This window comes from Marinicella sediminis (assembly GCF_002000055.1).
In the GTDB taxonomy this organism is placed as follows: domain Bacteria; phylum Pseudomonadota; class Gammaproteobacteria; order Xanthomonadales; family Marinicellaceae; genus Marinicella; species Marinicella sediminis.
The window spans coordinates 66,559-83,941 of the sequence record NZ_MVBD01000006.1; the positions used below are offsets into that span (position 1 = coordinate 66,559).

The 17,383-nt window shown below is 49.7% G+C and carries 13 protein-coding genes and 1 tRNA gene; 7 read left to right on the forward strand and 7 right to left on the reverse strand.

Annotated elements, in window-relative coordinates; translation table 11 throughout:
* The first annotated feature begins 266 nt into the window (after window positions 1–266).
* Entirely contained in the window at window positions 267–818 is a 552-nt protein-coding gene (locus B0475_RS09650) for a hypothetical protein (protein WP_077411614.1), read from the forward strand.
* Window positions 815–1,714 (forward strand): hypothetical protein, encoded by a 900-nt coding sequence (locus B0475_RS09655; protein ID WP_077411615.1) that lies wholly within the window; start codon window positions 815–817, stop codon window positions 1,712–1,714. The genes B0475_RS09650 and B0475_RS09655 overlap by 4 nt, the downstream gene beginning before the upstream one ends.
* A 313-nt stretch (window positions 1,715–2,027) precedes the next feature.
* Here the strand turns inward: B0475_RS09655 and B0475_RS09660 are convergent, their stop codons facing one another.
* Window positions 2,028–2,279: a hypothetical protein gene (locus B0475_RS09660; protein ID WP_157892839.1), complete on the reverse strand. Its 252-nt coding sequence runs from the start codon at window positions 2,277–2,279 to the stop codon at window positions 2,028–2,030.
* Window positions 2,280–3,764: 1,485 nt separating this feature from the next.
* Window positions 3,765–3,841: transfer RNA gene (locus B0475_RS09665), tRNA-Arg, on the reverse strand.
* A 218-nt stretch (window positions 3,842–4,059) separates the two neighbouring features.
* Between B0475_RS09665 and B0475_RS09670 the strand changes: the two genes are divergently transcribed.
* From B0475_RS09670 to B0475_RS09685, 3 genes are all read left to right on the forward strand, one after another.
* On the forward strand, window positions 4,060–8,067 hold the full coding sequence (locus B0475_RS09670) for a hypothetical protein (RefSeq protein ID WP_157892840.1): 4,008 nt from the start codon (window positions 4,060–4,062) through the stop codon (window positions 8,065–8,067).
* A gap of 482 nt (window positions 8,068–8,549) precedes the next feature.
* Window positions 8,550–9,824 carry a kynureninase gene (gene kynU, locus B0475_RS09680; RefSeq protein WP_077411619.1) on the forward strand — a complete coding sequence of 425 codons (1,275 nt, stop codon included), beginning with the start codon at window positions 8,550–8,552 and terminating at the stop codon, window positions 9,822–9,824.
* On the forward strand, window positions 9,821–11,179 hold the full coding sequence (locus B0475_RS09685; RefSeq protein ID WP_077411620.1) for an FAD-dependent oxidoreductase: 1,359 nt from the start codon (window positions 9,821–9,823) through the stop codon (window positions 11,177–11,179). The genes kynU and B0475_RS09685 overlap by 4 nt, the downstream gene beginning before the upstream one ends.
* Before the next feature lie 52 nt (window positions 11,180–11,231).
* Here the strand turns inward: B0475_RS09685 and B0475_RS09690 are convergent, their stop codons facing one another.
* The gene (locus B0475_RS09690; protein ID WP_077411621.1) at window positions 11,232–11,492 is read right to left on the reverse strand and encodes a GlsB/YeaQ/YmgE family stress response membrane protein; all 261 of its coding nucleotides are present in this window, start codon (window positions 11,490–11,492) and stop codon (window positions 11,232–11,234) included.
* A gap of 139 nt (window positions 11,493–11,631) precedes the next feature.
* Between B0475_RS09690 and B0475_RS09695 the strand changes: the two genes are divergently transcribed.
* Window positions 11,632–12,213 carry an FMN-binding negative transcriptional regulator gene (locus B0475_RS09695; protein WP_077411818.1) on the forward strand — a complete coding sequence of 194 codons (582 nt, stop codon included), beginning with the start codon at window positions 11,632–11,634 and terminating at the stop codon, window positions 12,211–12,213.
* Window positions 12,214–12,219: 6 nt separating this feature from the next.
* Here B0475_RS09695 and B0475_RS09700 read toward each other — a convergent pair whose 3' ends face one another.
* Genes B0475_RS09700 through B0475_RS09710 form a run of 3 tightly spaced genes read right to left on the reverse strand, consistent with a single transcriptional unit; the run spans window position 12,220 to window position 13,603 of the window.
* Window positions 12,220–12,669, reverse strand: coding sequence for a GNAT family N-acetyltransferase (locus tag B0475_RS09700; RefSeq protein WP_077411622.1), 450 nt, complete (start codon window positions 12,667–12,669; stop codon window positions 12,220–12,222).
* Complete coding sequence (locus B0475_RS09705) at window positions 12,669–13,253, reverse strand: GNAT family N-acetyltransferase (RefSeq protein WP_077411623.1); 585 nt, start codon at window positions 13,251–13,253, stop codon at window positions 12,669–12,671. Before B0475_RS09705 ends, B0475_RS09700 begins: the two co-directional genes overlap by 1 nt.
* Complete coding sequence (locus tag B0475_RS09710) at window positions 13,250–13,603, reverse strand: VOC family protein (protein ID WP_077411819.1); 354 nt, start codon at window positions 13,601–13,603, stop codon at window positions 13,250–13,252. The genes B0475_RS09705 and B0475_RS09710 overlap by 4 nt, the downstream gene beginning before the upstream one ends.
* Before the next feature lie 98 nt (window positions 13,604–13,701).
* On the opposite strand from B0475_RS09710, the gene B0475_RS09715 reads away from it, so the two are divergent.
* Entirely contained in the window at window positions 13,702–14,463 is a 762-nt protein-coding gene (locus B0475_RS09715) for a dimethylarginine dimethylaminohydrolase family protein (RefSeq protein ID WP_077411624.1), read from the forward strand.
* Here B0475_RS09715 and B0475_RS09720 read toward each other — a convergent pair.
* Window positions 14,460–17,348: a serine/threonine-protein kinase gene (locus B0475_RS09720; RefSeq protein ID WP_077411625.1), complete on the reverse strand. Its 2,889-nt coding sequence runs from the start codon at window positions 17,346–17,348 to the stop codon at window positions 14,460–14,462. The two genes, B0475_RS09715 and B0475_RS09720, sit on opposite strands and share 4 nt — an antisense overlap.
* Between the last annotated feature and the right edge of the window lie 35 nt (window positions 17,349–17,383).

The following is a 17,383-nucleotide window of genomic DNA, read 5'->3' on the forward strand; positions in this document are numbered from 1 at the left end:
TTATCTGAATTCAACATGAAAAAGGTGAAACATGCCCTTGCCTCGCTTGTTGCAATCAGATGATCAATATACCCATCATTGACCCTTCTGTTGTGTCCAACATACGCCATCACAGGCATTCAGAATTCCTGAGTATTTGAGGGTGTGAACACAGTGAAACGGGTCACAAAATGCCTGTGCTGAATGTAATATCCTGTCACTTTAACAACGATTTAACCCGCTTACAGGTACAGTATTTCTGACTATTCAGAGACTGCTAAACATTCATGTTCACCTTCAGACACATTGCCTGCCTTCTGCTGTTTTGCCTTTATGGTCATGCACAGGCCCAATGGGACTTCGACCTCAAAGACAACGGACAAACCACCGATACCCTGCAATTGAACCTGCCCATGGTATACAGTGAAGCAGATTGCGAATTGACCTTCACCGCTTTCAAGGATGGTAACCTGGAAAATGTGGTGATCAGCAACCCCCTGGGATGCGGCCAGCCTCATCTGTTGGTGATTGATGACTTTGTCTACCCCCTTCCTGACGATTTCACCTTGACAGTTGATGCAGACAGCCATGAAGTGGACGGACTGGTCAACCTCGGTGCATGTGAACGATTGTCACTGTTGCCCATCACCACAGGATTACCCGCCCTGCTGGTCAACGCAGAATCATTTAAATTGGGATCAGGCAGCAATCAGTTATTTTACACCCGTGGAGGCATCACTTACTTTCAGATAGACACCCTGGATGATGACATCTTTTGTGCCTCAGGAACCCCTTTTATCCACCCGGATGATTTGATATTCAGGACGGCATTCGAATGAAAACAATCAGCCTCATCATCAGCCTCTTCTTCACCGCCGCCCAAGCTGGCACCCTGAACTATGAAATGAATGATCAAAACCAAATCAGGGTCCAAATGTTCAGCAGCGAAGCATCTCTGGAATTTGAGCACCCGGAATTGATCGGTTTTTTTCGCGGTCCCTGTGGCACCGATTCATGTGAAGTGGCCTCTGACAGTCCCCTGACCCTGACTTATCAAGTCAGTGGCGCCAGCACCTGTGATGCCCTGGATGGCAATCAGGAATGGCAAGGCCCGTTAACCGCCACAGACGGACAACATCAAGTCAATTTGGCCGCCATTGAAAGCAATACCACATTTACCCTCATGTGTATCGATTCCTCAGGACAATTTGATCTGCATCAGGTCGACATCACAGTAACGGCACCTGGATTTTGTACCACCGAAGTCTACCCGCCCGGACTGGCCAGGGTTGACGGGGTATATGCAAATTACAATGATGGGGTTGAGTTCGGCAATTCAACCAATGTCACCTTTGAGGCCAACATTGCCATCAGCACATTCCTGACCTTGAGCGAATTCAGCTTTGATCAGCCTGATACCCGTCGCCGCATCACCCTGGTGACCGCACCCACCAACTATGATCCCATTGAAGCTGGCACGATTTCGGTCAGTACGTGCCCGGGAGACTTCAGTCAAACCGCTGAATGCGTGTTCAATGTCACCAACAACAGTACCTTGTTCTTTTCAACCCGCCCAAGCGATGCAGGCTCTCCTTTTAACTTCTGCATCCTCGATCCGACACAGTCATATTACATCAACTACATCACCACCCCGGATCCTTACAACCAGGCGCCCAATTGTGCCAACGGCGCTCAAAGCTGCGCCTTCTTTTATTCAGAAGCAGTGATGAACTGACTGTTCTGCGCGGCAACAAAAAAACCACCGCCAGGGTGGTTTTCGTTGTTTGGTACACCCAAAGGGCGTCATTGAGAGGTGTCAGTCATTATTACTCAATCATGTTGTTCATTTGCTGATGCCAGCAGGATCCTTATCATGACTGCATTTCAACGTATTCAGTGCCATTCAAGTGAGTCTCACAGGAATCCGGCAATTGGGGCACTGGTCTGCATAGAAATTAACCTGTTCAGTTATTGATTCAGGACAAGTTTAAAAAACCAGTCTCCGTTGGTTTTCTTCAACCCAGGACATTCTTTTTTGATGCCAGAAACTACTGTATTTTTCCTTCAAACCCACCACGCCCAAATCCATTGGACTTCCTGAACTCAGAAAGCTCTTTCTGTACCCGGTTAAGCTGGTTCATCAGGAATCGGTGCAGTTTTAAATCCGGTTCTGCCTGGTGTGAAATTTTCACAATCTCATCTTTGATTTGCTGGATCTTGTCTAATATTTCAACGTCCGGTCTTTGCAGGTAATGGGCAGTCTGGATGAGTGCTTTCACTTGTTTATGTTCAGTCATCATTTGATTTCTCATTGTTTAGTTGGCCACCGATCGAACCTCGTTCCTAAGGGTCTTTCATCGGTACTTCCGTGTTAAGTCAGCGACATGGGGCCCATTATCTTCTTATCACAGTGTCAGTGAAATAGAACTAATCTGAAATCAATGTCTATATTTTCCTACCGGTTAGGAATCAATCAGCATCAAATACATTGAAGACAAAAGATCTTGGGTCATTTATTCATCCACCGGAATTTCAATGGGGAATTGAACGGATGAAATACCTGACAAAACTGTGTGGCACTGCGATCTGTGCAGAAACAAAAAAACCACCGCGAGTGGTGGTTTTTTATTGTTTGGCGCGCTCAGAGGGCGACAATCAAATGTGATTATGTAATTGATATATATGCATCATATATCTATAAATTATAGATTGACGTCTTTTTGCTTGATTTCTTGGTAGTACACGGTTTATTTCCTATTAATGCCGAGGGTGCCAATAACCAGGAAATAACTTCTGTGCAATTTTCTTTCAAACAACTAATCTAACAAGTTACCAGAATACCTTGGGGCTAAATTGAGGGCATCATGGATCGTCACACGAAAGAGCTTTCTGGGTCCAATAAACAATGGGCTTATTCAGTAAATGTCAATGTAGAAGTTGATGGGATTTAATTGTGCTATCAGGTCTGGCCATTGGAGAGCTGATGATCAGCTCGACCCGCCGACTTGGTTAGGCAGATCATGCATATATGGCGGTTTGACGAAGTCAAGAAGCCATAATGGAATGATCGATAAGCCGTGAGCGATAGCGAATCAGAGCGTCGAACGCTTGATCACACGACATGATCGCCGAGGCCTCGGTCTCTGTTCCAGACGAGACCCTAACTCCTCCATCCGTAGAGTCGGCATTCACTTTTGTCAAGAACAAAAGTGAATGAAGTCCCAAGGTCATTCCTATTCGCTCCGTTCTAACAGTTCTTAATGAATAACTTTGATTAGTTACTGGTTTTCAAGAATATATTTTTAAGTGAACCACCTAATCAATGAATAGGCGTTATAAATGATGTAAATGTACCGCCAGAAGTTTTGCAATGATGAACCATTCCCATAGCGGTTCCAAGGTTGTTGGAGCTTCCATGCCATGATGTTCCATCTGAGTAATTACAATATACTGTATAAGTAGGATTGGCAAAAGCCGAACTGGTGACCATAAGAAGACAAAAACACGAAAACAAAGATTTTAATTTATTCATTATACATTCCTATTCAATTAAAACTAACAACATCGTACTATCTATATAGTATATAAATATAATTACATTGTCAAATAAGAAATGTTTCAACTATTGGCGTCTTTTACTCTATTTACCTATAAATAAAAACTGCAGTTTTATCATTACGCCGCATCCATAAATGCTGCTGACATTACAGCCGGGCCGAGGGAGTGATCATGCTCATGACATGAGAAACGAAAAAAACCACCGCGAGTGGTGGTTTTTTATTGTTTGGCGCGCCCAGAGAGATTCGAACTCCCGACCAACTGGTTCGAAGCCAGTTACTCTATCCAGCTGAGCTATGGGCGCGTAGGGTGTATTTTAACTTCTTATGGCAGGAACACAAGTCTCATTGTAGATATCTGAATGTCTGCCATGGGCCTGTTGGGTGATTAAGTGGAATTTGACTGCTCGCTCAGGTATCCATCACATAAGCAGCCTGGAGGATTTGACTTTGTCTGGAGCTCAGAGGATGATGGTTGTTGGGATAACAACAATAAGACAGGTGGATGATGCGAAACTGGTGGATGATGTTTTTATACTTGGCTTTCTCAGGTCAATTGATGGCCAGAGAAATTCCGGAAGCCCTGGCAGAATGGCAGGAATGGGTCAGTCACAATCAACAATTCAGGGAATGTCCGTTCTATGCCTCCACATCTGCCGGGAACCCGGCTAACCACCTGTGTGCCTGGCCCCATCAACTGGCACTCGAGGTGCAGCAATCCAGCGCCAGCTTTGCCATCACCTGGGAAGTCATGCAACCCGGTTGGGTCTCCCTGCCGGGTAACCCCGGTTCCTGGCCTCAGGAAGTGACCATCAATCAACAACCAGCGGTGGTACAACAGCACCACAGTTTACCCCGGGTGTACCTGCAGGCAGGTCGCCATCAACTCAACGGGGTCTTTCGCTGGCAATCCAGACCTGAATCAATCACCATCCCTGCAGCGGTGGCTGATATACAACTCACCCTGGATGATCAGCCGGTGCGCTTTCCGGTACTGGAAGGCCAGGCTTTGTGGCTGGGGGAAACCATTGATGAACAACAGGTGGAAGCCAACAGCCTGGACATAGAGGTCAACCGGCTGATCATTGACGGTCATCCGATGACCGTGTTTGTGGCCATCGACCTGCAGGTTTCCGGGGTTGCCCGGGATGAAAACCTGGGCCGCATTCTGACCGATGCTTATCAAATCACCCGGGTGGGCGGTGATTACAACGCCTGGGTGGACCCCAATGGTGATTTGTGGGCTCAACTTAAACCCGGTTACGGTGAAATCCTGGTTGGCATGAACATCCTGGGCTGGCCAGATCAGTTGAGCTTTGTGGCCACTGGTGATGCCTGGCCAAAACAGGAAATCTGGGCTTATCAGGACAACAAAAACATCCGCTTGACCCAGATTGAAGGGGTGGCTCCAGTAAACCCCGAACAAACCTTTTCCCGCTGGGAAGAGGTGCCGAATTACCTGCTGAACCAAGGTGATGTGATGCACATCAGCGAGCAAAAAAGAGGCACCCTCAACCAAAATGAACAACTCCATCTGAGCCGCGAAGCCTGGTTATCGTTCAATGGTGGGAGCTACCGGACCAAAGACCAGATCACTGGAGAAAAATTTGGCAGCTGGCGCCTCAATGCACAGGAGGGCTTACAGTTGTTGAGCGCCAAAAGCGATGATGAGAGCCTGCTGATCACCCGCTCAGAGAGTGGTCAGCAAGGGGTTGAATTGCGTAAACCCGCCGTTGGTTTGGTCATCGATGGTGAAACCGGTGAGCAAATACTTAATCAGATCAACGGCTGGGACATCAGCTTTGAGTCAGTATCCACCCGCTTGTATCTGCCCCATGGTCACCTGGCGCTGGCGGCGTGGAATGTCGACAAAAGCCGCAACGTCTGGCTGGATCAGTGGCAACTGTGGGACATTTTCATCATCATGCTATTGACGGTGCTGAGTTTTAAAATCATTGGCCTGAAGTCAGCATTGATGGCTTTGCTCACCCTGCTGTTAGGTTACCATGAGTTCAATATGCCGGTGTACGCCTGGGGAAACCTGATCCTGGCGCTGGCACTGGTGGCCTGGATTCCCAAAGGTCGTTGGCTGCGTCTGTTTCAGACTTATGCAGTGGTCAGTCTGGCCACCCTGGTACTCTGGCTGATTCCCCAACTGATCCAGCAGGCCAGGTTGTCCATGCATCCACAATTGGAGCAGGACCGTTATTCTGTCAGTGGCTTTGCCCCTCAATCCAAAACCAGAGCCCCCAGTCTCAACAAAGTATATTCGCAAACCTATAACGTACAGAATGTGATGCAGGATGAAGATGTCATGGAGCAGGGTAAAATCACCGTGACCGGTTCGCGGATCAAACGTGCTGACATTTTGAACCGCTATCAGACCGATGCCTTGATTCAGGCTGGTAAAGGTACCCCACAATGGCAGCACAATGCCGTGGAACTGAACTGGGATGGACCCATCACCGCCGACCAGAGTTATCAGCTGGTGGTGTTGTCACCCTGGATGCGGGTCATCTGGCGGTTGTCACTGATCTTCGCCAGCATCTGGTGGTTGTGGAGCATCGCCAGCCACATGAAGCATTTGTTTGCCGGAAAAAACCGTGCCCTGACTGCGGGTCTGGTCTGGTTGCTGGTGCTCGGTCTGGCACCACTTGCTCAGGCCAACACCTTTCCTCCTGACGAACTGCTCAAACAGTTGCAGGACCGGTTGTTTGACCCCCCTGAGTGTCAGGGTGAATGTGCCATGATTGAACACGCAGAGGTCAATGCCTCCGGCCAGCAATTGGAACTGGTGCTGACCTGGCATGCACTGGCCGATGTGGCAGTACCCATTCCACAATCCAAAGACTGGCAATTGACAGTGGTGGCGATTGATGACCAGCTGATCCGCGGCCGGATTCAGCACAAAGGCAACCAATGGATCGCCCTGAAAAAAGGCATCCATCAAGTCAGCCTGAGCGGCCGGCTGGCCAACCGAAACACCATTGAATTGACATTCCCAATGAAACCCGGGGTTTTGACCACCCGATCGGATGACTGGCAGTTTGCCGGCATGGATGGCTTACAGATGAGCAGTGATACACTGCAACTGCTGGCCACCAATCAATCTGAAAACCATGATGAAGGCGCCGCTCAGGCCACCGACATCAAGCCTTTTGTCAAACTCACCCGCAGTATCTGGTTTGATGACCAATGGTCTGTTCATAACGACGTAGAACGGGTGGCTCCTGAAGACGGGGTGTTAAGTTTGCGTGTGCCCTTGATGGAACATGAGTTTCCGATAGAAAAACTGAACATCAATGATGTTGGTGAGGTGTTGGTCAACCTGACTCCAGATGACAACAGCCTGCTGTGGTCTTCACGCCTTGAACGAGTCAGTGAACTGACACTGACCGCTGCAAACAACGAACACTATCTGGAAGAGTGGCGGCTGATGGCCTCACCGCAATGGCACATTGAATTATCTGGCATACCCCTGGTGGCCGAAGAATCGGTGCTGCAGGACACCGATGATTATTTTGTTCATATCTACCTGCCCAGGCCGGGTGAACAGTTGAATGTGAGTGTCAGCAGACCAGCTGCCGTGGCCGGGGCGGTGTTGTCAGTCGATGCGGTAGACACCACTTATACCGTGGGCAAAAGAACCACCAAAGCCACCACCAAGATCACTTACCGGGCCACGCAGGGTGGGCAATTTGCGGTCAACCTCGATCCACAAGCCATGGTTAAGTCGGTGACTTTTGATGGCGTGGAATCCAATCTGGCCAACGAAAATGGAGTGGTCACCGTGAGCTATTTACCCGGCGCACACTCCGTCAACATTGAATGGCATGTCAATCAGTCACTGTCTATGATGTATCAGACCCCTGAGATCAGATTGGCCGATGCCTACAGTAACCTCAACCAGACCATCAAGATCCCGCGCGACCGCTGGGTGCTGTTTGGCCGTTCAGAGGGCGTTGGTCCGGCCTTCTTGTATTGGGGCGAACTACTGGTGTTTATCATCCTGGCGGTGTTTTTCAGCCGCATGAAGTATTCGCCACTGAAAACCTGGCAGTGGCTGGTGCTGGGTTGTGCTTTCGGCACTTTTTCCTGGCCGGCTTTTGTGCTGGTCGCCGGATGGTTGTACTTCATTGGCTGGAAGCAGCAATTTGCCGGTTTTACCACCCGGGGTAAAAACATCCTCCTGCAATGGTTCGCCCTGCTGTTCTCTGTGCTGGCTTTGGGGGTTTTGATTGGCGTGGTGGCCTATGGACTGCTGTCCTATCCTGACATGGGCGTGGCCGGAGCCCGCTCATCGGCCTATCAATTGCACTGGTACCTGGATCAGGGTCAACAACTGATACCGGACATCGGGGTATTCAGTCTGCATCTGTGGTGGTATAAACTGTTGATTCTGTTGTGGTCAATCTGGGTCAGTTTTGCGCTGCTTAGTTGGATCAAAACCCTGTTTCAAGGATTTCAAGCTGATCACTGGTGGCCGAAATTCAAACGCAAGAACAAAGCCAAAGCCGCCAAAGAAGAATAGCCAACCACAGGGTCGTTCAACCAACGGATGGGCCAGGGCTGTTGCTTTCTGGAACAACCGGTTGATCTTTGCCTGAGGCTGTTGCCCAGGGGAACGCTGATGAATGCCATCGCTGGTAAGGACAGTGATAGACAGGTGGTTGTCGAAGGAATAAACCTGCCTAAAACTTCGGATGACCTTCAAGAAATCAGTGTGCCATTCCGACCGAACGTCAGAGGGTGGAGCCGTCTCCAAAACTACGGGAGATCCCTCGACTCGTTCCACTCGCTCGGCATCACAGTGCCTTGTCTGCTGCTTTTTTCTGGAACAGACACGGAAGACCGGGCCGCCCTGCTCAACCAGCAGTTGAACTCAGGTCTCACTCACCAATTAAACCGAATTCACTTTGTGAGCAGCGAATGTTTGCCATTTTAAGTCTTAGCCTGACGGCATTTTTCGATGGCTTGCTTTATAATCTTGTTTTTTGTCGCCTCCATGAACTCATGAACTTTGAAGACAGCCCGGCTTTTGCCAGGAATCTGGACCAACAGGATCCGCTGGCGCACCTGCGTGATGCCTTTCATATACCGACCATTAAAGGCAGCGGAGAGCCTGAGATTTATCTGTGCGGAAACTCATTGGGCCTGCAGCCTAAACTGACCAGTCAGTACCTGAATGATGAACTGCACAAGTGGCAAACCCTGGGTGTGAAAGGTCATTTTGACTGCGAATTTCCCTGGATGCCATATCACGAATTTCTGACCGAAGAATCCGCCAGACTGGTTGGTGCCAAACCGACTGAAGTGGTATGCATGAACTCACTGACTGCCAACCTGCATTTTTTGATGGTCAGCTTTTACCGGCCCACTGCAAAGCGCTTTAAGGTGCTGATCGAAGATCATGCCTTTCCATCTGACCATTATGCGGTGGAGTCTCAGGTTCGCTTTCATGGCCATGATCCGAATGAAGCCATGGTCTTGCTCAAACCGAGGGCAGGTGAGGAATGCCTGCGCCTGGAGGACATCCTGGCGACCATCGATGATCACGCTGATGAGCTCGCCCTGATCATGTTGCCAGGAGTGCAATATTACACCGGACAGGTGTTTGATATGCAGGCCATCTGTGACGCTGCGCAGCATCATGACATCACTGTTGGCTTTGATCTGGCTCATGCCACCGGTAACATCGAAATGCAGCTGCATGAATGGGGCGTGGATTTCGCCGCATGGTGTACGTACAAATACCTCAATTCCGGGCCAGGATCGGTGGCGGGTTGTTTTGTTCATGAAAAACACCACGACGATCCGGACCTGCCGCGTTTTGCCGGCTGGTGGGGCCATGACAAAGCCACCCGCTTTAAGATGGAAAATCACTTCATTCCCATTCAATCTGCCGAAGGCTGGCAATTGTCCAATCCACCCATCCTGTCTCTGGCAGCCATCAGGGCTTCTTTGGACACCTTTAAACTGGCTGGCGGAATTGGCCCACTTCGCAACAAATCAAAGCAATTAACTGCATATTTGCGATTTTTGCTGAACAATCGACTCGGTAAGCACATCGACATCATCACCCCGGATGAATCACTCAGTGGCTGCCAACTCTCCATCTGTGTGCGATCGGATGACAAATCCGGCCAACAGGTATTTGAAGCCATTGAAGCTGCTGGTGTGACTTGTGACTGGCGAGAACCCAATGTCATCCGGGTGGCCCCAGTGCCCCTGTACAACAGCTTCACCGACTGTCTTCGGTTTGTTGATATACTGGAGGCTGCCTTATGAACAACAACACACAACACATCGTCATCATGGGCGCCGGCCTGGTGGGTTCCATGCATGCCATCTTCCTGGCCCGCCGCGGATACCGTGTTTCGGTGTATGAACAATTACCGGACATCCGCAAAGAAGCGATTTCTGCAGGGCGATCGATCAACCTGGCACTGGCCAACCGCGGCATTGATGCCCTGGACAAACTGGGTCTGATGGATGAAGTCAACAAACTGTTGATCCCCATGCAGGGCCGCATGCTGCACAATGAGCAGGGCGAATTGAAATTTCAAAGCTACGGACAAAAACCCGAAGAAGTCATTTATTCAGTGTCCCGGGCTGGGCTGGTGAGCTTGCTGAGGGATGCTGCCGAGGCCACCGGGCAGGTGACTTTTTACTTCAAGCACGAATGTCTGGACATTGATTTCAAACTCAATGAATGTCAGGTGCATGACAAAATCAATAACCAAACCCATACCATTGGATACGATTACCTGATCGGCGCCGATGGTGGCGGCAGTCAGGTAAGGGCCTCTATGAAAGCCCTGAATGAAACGGAATTCACCGCTGATATTCTGGATCATTCCTACAAAGAACTGACCATTCCTGCTGGTCCGACTGGTGATTTTCAGCTGGAAAAAGAAGCCTTGCACATTTGGCCTCGTGGCGATTACATGATGATTGGCCTGCCTAATCCGGACGCCACCTTTACCCTGACATTGTTCATGCCCAACGAGGGACCTGTCAGTTTTGCAGCGGTCAATGATTTGCCCTCGCTGCATGACTTGTTTGACACCTATTTTGCCGATGCCAAACCCCTGATACCTGATCTGGAGGCTGATTACTTCAACAACCCTACCGGATATTTAGGCACCATTCGCTGTGCAGACTGGCAATATCAAAAAGCCGTTCTGACTGGCGATGCGGCCCATGCCATCGTGCCGTTTCACGGGCAGGGTATGAACGCTGGTTTTGAGGATTGCGTGGCCATGGAACAAGCCCTGGATGCCTTCAATGATGACTGGGATCAGGCCATGCCAGCCTTTGTGAGCAGCCGCATGGACAACAGCAATGCCATCGCAGACATGGCTTTGGAAAACTATGTGGAAATGCGCTCAACAGTGAATGACCCCAAATTCCACCTGAAAAAAGCCATCGCTTTTGAACTGGAAAACCGCCTGCCGGATTACTTCATTCCACGCTATTCAATGGTCATGTTCCATTTGATCCCTTATGCCCAGGCCTTTGCAAGGGGCAAGATTCAATACAAAATCCTCGACACCCTGGCCGAAGGCATTGAATCAGCCAGTGAGGTCAATTTTGAGCGGGCCGAGCGGCTGGTGAAACAGAAACTGCCTAAACTGAGTTAAGCATTGCAAAAAAAACCGGCCTGAAGCCGGTTTTTTCTTAGGATCCACCTGACTACTTGGTGGCTTTGCGGATTACCCCGATCACCAACAGCAACACCACAGCGCCAATGGTTGCCATGATGATGGAACCAATCAGACCACTGCCTATTGAAACACCCAGTAAGCCCAGCACATAGCTGCCCACAAAGGCCCCAACGATGCCGATCACAATGTTGGCCACCAGACCATAGCCAGAACCTTTCATGATCAGTCCTGCCAACCAGCCGGCAATGGCACCCACAATCAGTGTAATTAACAATGCTTCTAAATTCACAATACCTCTCCTCTTTTTATTTGTTGACCCAACTCAGATTGAATTGCGCTCTGAATTAAAATACCACATCTGCCACGGGGGTTTTCAGGTATTTGACATTTGCATACAATATCTGGACCATTCAATATCAGGATCAGCCATGCATGTGCCACCTCATTTTGCCATTAAAGACTCAAGCGTTATCGACCGGTTCATCAAAACCCATGCTTTTGGCCAGCTGACTTCAATTCATCAGGGCCGCCTGTGTTGCAGCCACATGCCGTTTTTATATGACCCCGGCAAAGGACTGTTGACCGGCCATTTGGGTAAGCGCAATCCACAACATCAGGACCTGGAAGGTCAGGAATTACTGGTGACACTGCAGGGTGCCCACGGATACATTTCTCCCAGTTGGTATGTCAGTGAAGGTGTGCCCACCTGGAACTACCAGGCAGTCCACCTGTACGGTCAGGGTGAAGTATTTCATGACTGTGATTCGCTGAAACAGTTGGTTGACCAACTCACCGTTCAATTTGAACAATCTCAGGCGACACCATGGACAGCCTCTTACGATGAACGCATGCTGCATGGTATTGTGGGCATTCGCATCAAAGTCAGCTCAATTGAAGGCCAATTCAAATTAAACCAAAACCGTTCGGTAGCAGATCGACAAGGGGTGATCAATCACCTGGATCCAAGCCATCAGGCCGATCTATTGACAGCCATGAAACAGGTGCTATGAGCCAGGTTAAAACTTCAGTTTAAAGCCTTCATGGCTGGCAATGAACCCCAGGTTTTCATAAAACCGGATGGCCTCGGGGCGCTGTTTGTCAGAGGTCAGCTGAACCAATTGACAACCCCGCGCCCGCGCCCGTTCAATGGCCCACCGAAACAATTGTTGTCCGACACCCTGGCCACGGTGATCACGCTTAACCCGCACGCCTTCTATCAAACATCGCCATGATCCTCGGTAGGTCAGGTAAGGAATAAAAGTGAGTTGCAGCATGCCAATCAGTTCACCAGCTTGCTCAACCACCACCAACTCATTGTTAGGGTCCTGCTCAATGTGGGCAAAGGCAGTGAAGTAATCCTGACTGAGTGGCAAAGTGGAATCTTCCCTTTGTGCCCCCAAAGGGTCATCAGCCAGCATATTGATCAACACCGGCAAATCTTGTTTCCTGGCCTGTCTGAATTTCATCACCGCAGCCGCTCTTCGAGGAAACTTTTGATGCCCGGCCATTCATGGGCAATGATGCTGTAAACCACGGTATCCCGCACACGCCCATCGGCCATCACCATGTGATTGCGCAACAAACCCTCGTACTTGGCCCCCAGGCGTTCAATGGCTCTTCTTGAGCGTTGGTTCAGGTGATCGGTGCGAAACGCCACCCGCTTGAAACCCAGGTCTTCAAATGCGTGACCCAGCATCAGGTATTTGGCCTCGGTATTGATCGCTGTGCGTTGGTGGCTTTGAGCAATAAATGTAAAGCCAATTTCAGTGCGTCCATGGGACCAGTTGGTGTTTAAAAACCGGGTTGAACCGATCACCTGACCAGTGGCCTGTTCAATCGTTGAATACACCCTGCTGACACCTGCCTGTTGTTCTTTACCGGCTTGTTGGAAAAACCCACTGAGTTGATCAGGATGTGGAACACTGGTGACCATCAATTGCCACAACTGACCGTCTTCAACGGCCATTTTCAAACCAGGCAAATGGCTTTCCTGCAATGGTTCCAGCCTCACATGCTGACCTTTCAGGGCCTGATTGATAAAAGCATTCATTCAGACCACACGGCGAATTCATTCCCACAGGGATCCAGAAAATGGAACCGCTGTCCTCCGGGGAAACTGAACATCTGCTGATGGATCTTCCCACCGGCCGACACGATCAAATCCTGTGTTGCGGACAGGTCTTCACTGTAGAACACAATCAACACACTGCCTTGATCAACCGTGCTGGTTTGACTGCTGCGGTAAAAACCACCATCGATTCCAGCTGAGTCTGCAAAGGCACAATAATCAGGACCGTAATCAGTAAACTGCCAGTCAAACACTTGGGTGAAAAAGCTTTTAACCGCTTCCAGGTCATGTGCAGGAATTTCCAGGTAGTTAATTTTCAGGTGATTTGACATGTCTGTTCCCGGGTCATCAGAACCCCTTTTGGCTACTCTGTGATTGTAATTGAAAGCCAGACAGACAACAATGTCCGCTTTCATTCAATCAAACGCAAATGTTCAGCCAGGCCATCGTCAAACAACCCAGTGAATCCCTGATCAACGGTATCACCGAAGCCAATCTGGGCTTGCCCGATATTCAGCTGGCCAGAGAACAACACAAGCAATACATCAAAGCACTTGAGCTATGCGGACTTTCGGTCACCGTGCTGTCTGCTGATGAGACATATCCTGACGGGTGCTTTGTTGAAGATCCGGCCATCATTACCCCGGCTGGCGCGATCATCACACGACCGGGCGCAGCCAGCCGAACAGGTGAGTGCGAGGCCATTTCTCAGGCACTGAAGGAAGTGCCACTGCAGACCACTGACATTCATGCTCCTGGCACCCTGGATGGTGGTGATGTGATGATGGTAGACTCTCATTATTACATCGGCCTGTCTGAGCGGACCAATCCGGCTGGTGCAAATCAGCTGATCCAAATTCTTGAGTCCTGGGGCCTGAGTGGATCAACCATTCAAATGAAAGACATGCTGCACCTGAAAACCGGCGTCAGCTACCTGGAAAACAACACTGTGCTGGTCTGTGGCGAATTTTTAAATGAACCCGCTTTTCAATCCTTTCATCGACTGGCAGTGGCAGAAGAAGAAGCTTATGCCGCCAACTGTATCTGGGTCAATGACCGGGTTATCATGCCGGCAGGCTATCCACGAACTCAGGCAATGATTGAATCTGCGGGCTATCAGGTATTGTCGGTTGATGTTTCAGAATTTCGCAAACTAGATGGCGGACTCAGCTGTCTGTCATTGCGCTTTTAGTCCTTTGCGCAAAGCTCAACACCGACCCCTGGTGAGCGTTCCCGGGCAGAACGTACCATCGGATGTGTGACACCAAATTGTTGTTGAATCAGTTGTAAATCACATGCCAGCAACCGATCATATTGAGCATCACCCTGCCGGGCAGCCAGGCTGTTTCGTAAATGCCTGACAACTGCCATACGCCAATCATCATCAGCCAGTTGTGCTGACCTGATTGTCAACGCCTGATCAGCCAGCTGGCTGGCCAAGGCCCAATCTTTAATGGCCCAGGCCCACTCAGCTTTGGCCATCAAGGTGGCGGCGTACATCAGGTTATCGGTACCCAGTTTTTCTGCCCGCAAAGCCAATGCATCATCCAACCAGTTGTCGACCTGATCAGCTTGTCCCATCATCACATACATCCGTGCAATGTTGGTCATCGAAAAAGCAATGTTGACGTGCTGATGACCATTGGCCTGAAATTGCAGATCATATGATTTTTGAAACCACTCGAGTGCTTCTGGCAACAGGTTCTGATCATAGGCTGTTAACCCCAGATTATTGACCATGGCAGCCAGATCAGGGTGGGTTTCGCCCAACAATTCAGTCTGAATGACCAGGGCCCGGGAAAACAATGCTGCAGCCGCCTGATATTGTTTTTGCTGGCGCTTAATCAATCCCAGGTTATTCAACACCCGGGTTAACTTGATCGATTGACCAAGCCCGCTGTCCTGCAAACCCTGCACAGCTGCCTGATAATGGGCTTCGGCATCAGCCAGTTGTCCCAATTCATAAAAAGCGGCCCCTACACGGTTATGGGCTTCAGCCGTCAGGTAATGGTTGTCACCCAATTGCTGTTGTCTTTGTTTGAGTACTTCATTCAATTTATCCAGGGCTTCGCTGAACCGGCCACGGGCATAATCCAGCACGCCAAGGGCTGACAAACTTCTGAGGGTCAGGTGATGGGCATTCCCCAGGCGTTGCACATGACTCTGGTAACTGGCCTGATAGTGTTTTTTTACCTGTGGCCAATCACCCAATTTCCAATACACACTGCCCAACAAGTGGTTCATGTCGGCTTCCAATTGCCTGATTCTGTATTCATCAGCCATTGGTTCAGCACTTGCAAGACGTGCCTTGGCCTCATTGATGACCTGGATCGCTGCTGTTGGATCACCAATTTGCGACAATAACTGACCCTGAAGCAAAGCCATTTTCATGACCAACGCAATGGGCAGGTTCAGCGTTCCTTGCTGTTGGTTAAAAAGATCCAACAATGCGAGTGCCGGTTTGATGTCACCTTTGCTCTGTAACAACTGAGCCTCAATCAGCAAAGCCTCCAGCCGGTCCTGTGGCGATCGTTCGGTATTGATTCTGTTTGCTTCCTGCAACAACAACTCAGCCTGCTGTACATCACTCATGTTCAAATACACCGAACCCAGGGTCTCGTACAACTTGGCTCTGGTGGCCGGTTGGTCAGTAAACTGGCTGGCCAATTGTTCACTGGCATGATCCAGCAGGGTTTTGACATCAACCACTTCTGTTTGGGAGAGCAATGGGTCAGATGTTTTGAACACATCAATCAGAAAATCTGTGACTTGTCTGACCCGCTGTTTTTCCTGTTGAGTGGCCAGCAGCGACTGTTCCAACTCCACCGAGCGGTTAAACAACAACACCGATAACAACACCAATGCCATCACAAACAAGCTGGTTGAAGCCACCCCGATGGCATGCCGCTGAGTAAATTTTTTCATCCGGTACCAAACCGAATCAGGACTGGCAAGGACCGGTTGATGGTGTAAATACCGCTGCAGATCTTCAGCCAGTTGTTGTGCCGATGAATACCGCCTGAGCGGATCCTTTTGCAACGCTTTACTGACGATGGCATCCAGCTCTCCTTTCAGTTTACCCCGCAGATTGGGTTCAACTTGACTCACTGATGATGCATCGGTGATGTGTTCACTTGGCGGAGGAGGAATGACTTCGGTGATTTGTTTGGCGGCATCAGCCAGGTCATGAGCTTTGATCTGGTGGGGTAACTGCCCGCACAACAATGCATGCAACACAACCCCAAGCGCATACACATCACTGGCCGTGGTGATGAGTTCTCCTTTGACTTGCTCAGGACTGGCATAAGCCAAGGTCATCATCCAACCCGAAAGGGTCATCTCCGCCGACTCGTCCCGGCCACCGATGTCAGTGAATTTAGCCAAGCCAAAATCCAGCAATTTGGCCGTACCTTGTTGATCAACCATGATGTTGGACATTTTGATGTCACGGTGAATGATCAATGACTGGTGTAACGTGGCCACCGCATCACAAACTTGTATAAACAAACTGATGCGCGCTCTGAGTTTGAGCTGATGCTGATCACAATGCACATTCAGGTGTTCCCCATCGATGTATTCCACCACCAGGTAAGGAATGTTGTCAGCTGAAACACCACCTTCATAGAGCCGTTCGATGTTGGGGTGGTTGAGGCTGAGCAACATGTTCAGTTCATTATTGAAACTGTCCAGTACCCAGCTGGAATAACGTCCGACTGGAGCCAGTTTGATGGCCACCGTGTGTTCAAAGCCGTCATTGTTCTGACGGGCTTTGAACACATCACCAGCACCACCGCTGCCCAAAGGACCGATGATTTCATAACCACCAATGTGGTCCGGAATTGTCAAATCTTGGTGCCAGTTGGTCAGTTGGTCAGGTTCGTCCAGCAAGGGATGATCGCTGTTGTGGGCAGTCAGCATGGCAGACAATTCCTGGTAACAATCCGGGTGCTGCACCCGCACTTGAGCCAGGAGGCTGATTTGTTGTTCTGCAGAACCGGATATGGCCTGGTCAAACAGTGACCACAACAGTTGCCATTGACTGTTTTGCTGATCTTTTGAACCTGTGTTGTCTTTCATTGATATCGATTATCGCACAGATTTTTAATCTGGCT

Coding starts and splice junctions, on each gene's coding strand:
- B0475_RS09650 (WP_077411614.1), top strand. CDS start 267: ATGTTCACCTTCAGACACATTGCCTGCCTTCTGCTGTTTTGCCTTTAT.
- B0475_RS09655 (WP_077411615.1), top strand. CDS start 815: ATGAAAACAATCAGCCTCATCATCAGCCTCTTCTTCACCGCCGCCCAA.
- B0475_RS09660 (WP_157892839.1), bottom strand. CDS start 2,279: ATGATGACTGAACATAAACAAGTGAAAGCACTCATCCAGACTGCCCAT.
- B0475_RS09670 (WP_157892840.1), top strand. CDS start 4,060: ATGATGTTTTTATACTTGGCTTTCTCAGGTCAATTGATGGCCAGAGAA.
- kynU (WP_077411619.1), top strand. CDS start 8,550: ATGAACTTTGAAGACAGCCCGGCTTTTGCCAGGAATCTGGACCAACAG.
- B0475_RS09685 (WP_077411620.1), top strand. CDS start 9,821: ATGAACAACAACACACAACACATCGTCATCATGGGCGCCGGCCTGGTG.
- B0475_RS09695 (WP_077411818.1), top strand. CDS start 11,632: ATGCATGTGCCACCTCATTTTGCCATTAAAGACTCAAGCGTTATCGAC.
- B0475_RS09700 (WP_077411622.1), bottom strand. CDS start 12,669: ATGAAATTCAGACAGGCCAGGAAACAAGATTTGCCGGTGTTGATCAAT.
- B0475_RS09705 (WP_077411623.1), bottom strand. CDS start 13,253: ATGAATGCTTTTATCAATCAGGCCCTGAAAGGTCAGCATGTGAGGCTG.
- B0475_RS09710 (WP_077411819.1), bottom strand. CDS start 13,603: ATGTCAAATCACCTGAAAATTAACTACCTGGAAATTCCTGCACATGAC.
- B0475_RS09715 (WP_077411624.1), top strand. CDS start 13,702: ATGTTCAGCCAGGCCATCGTCAAACAACCCAGTGAATCCCTGATCAAC.
- B0475_RS09720 (WP_077411625.1), bottom strand. CDS start 17,348: ATGAAAGACAACACAGGTTCAAAAGATCAGCAAAACAGTCAATGGCAA.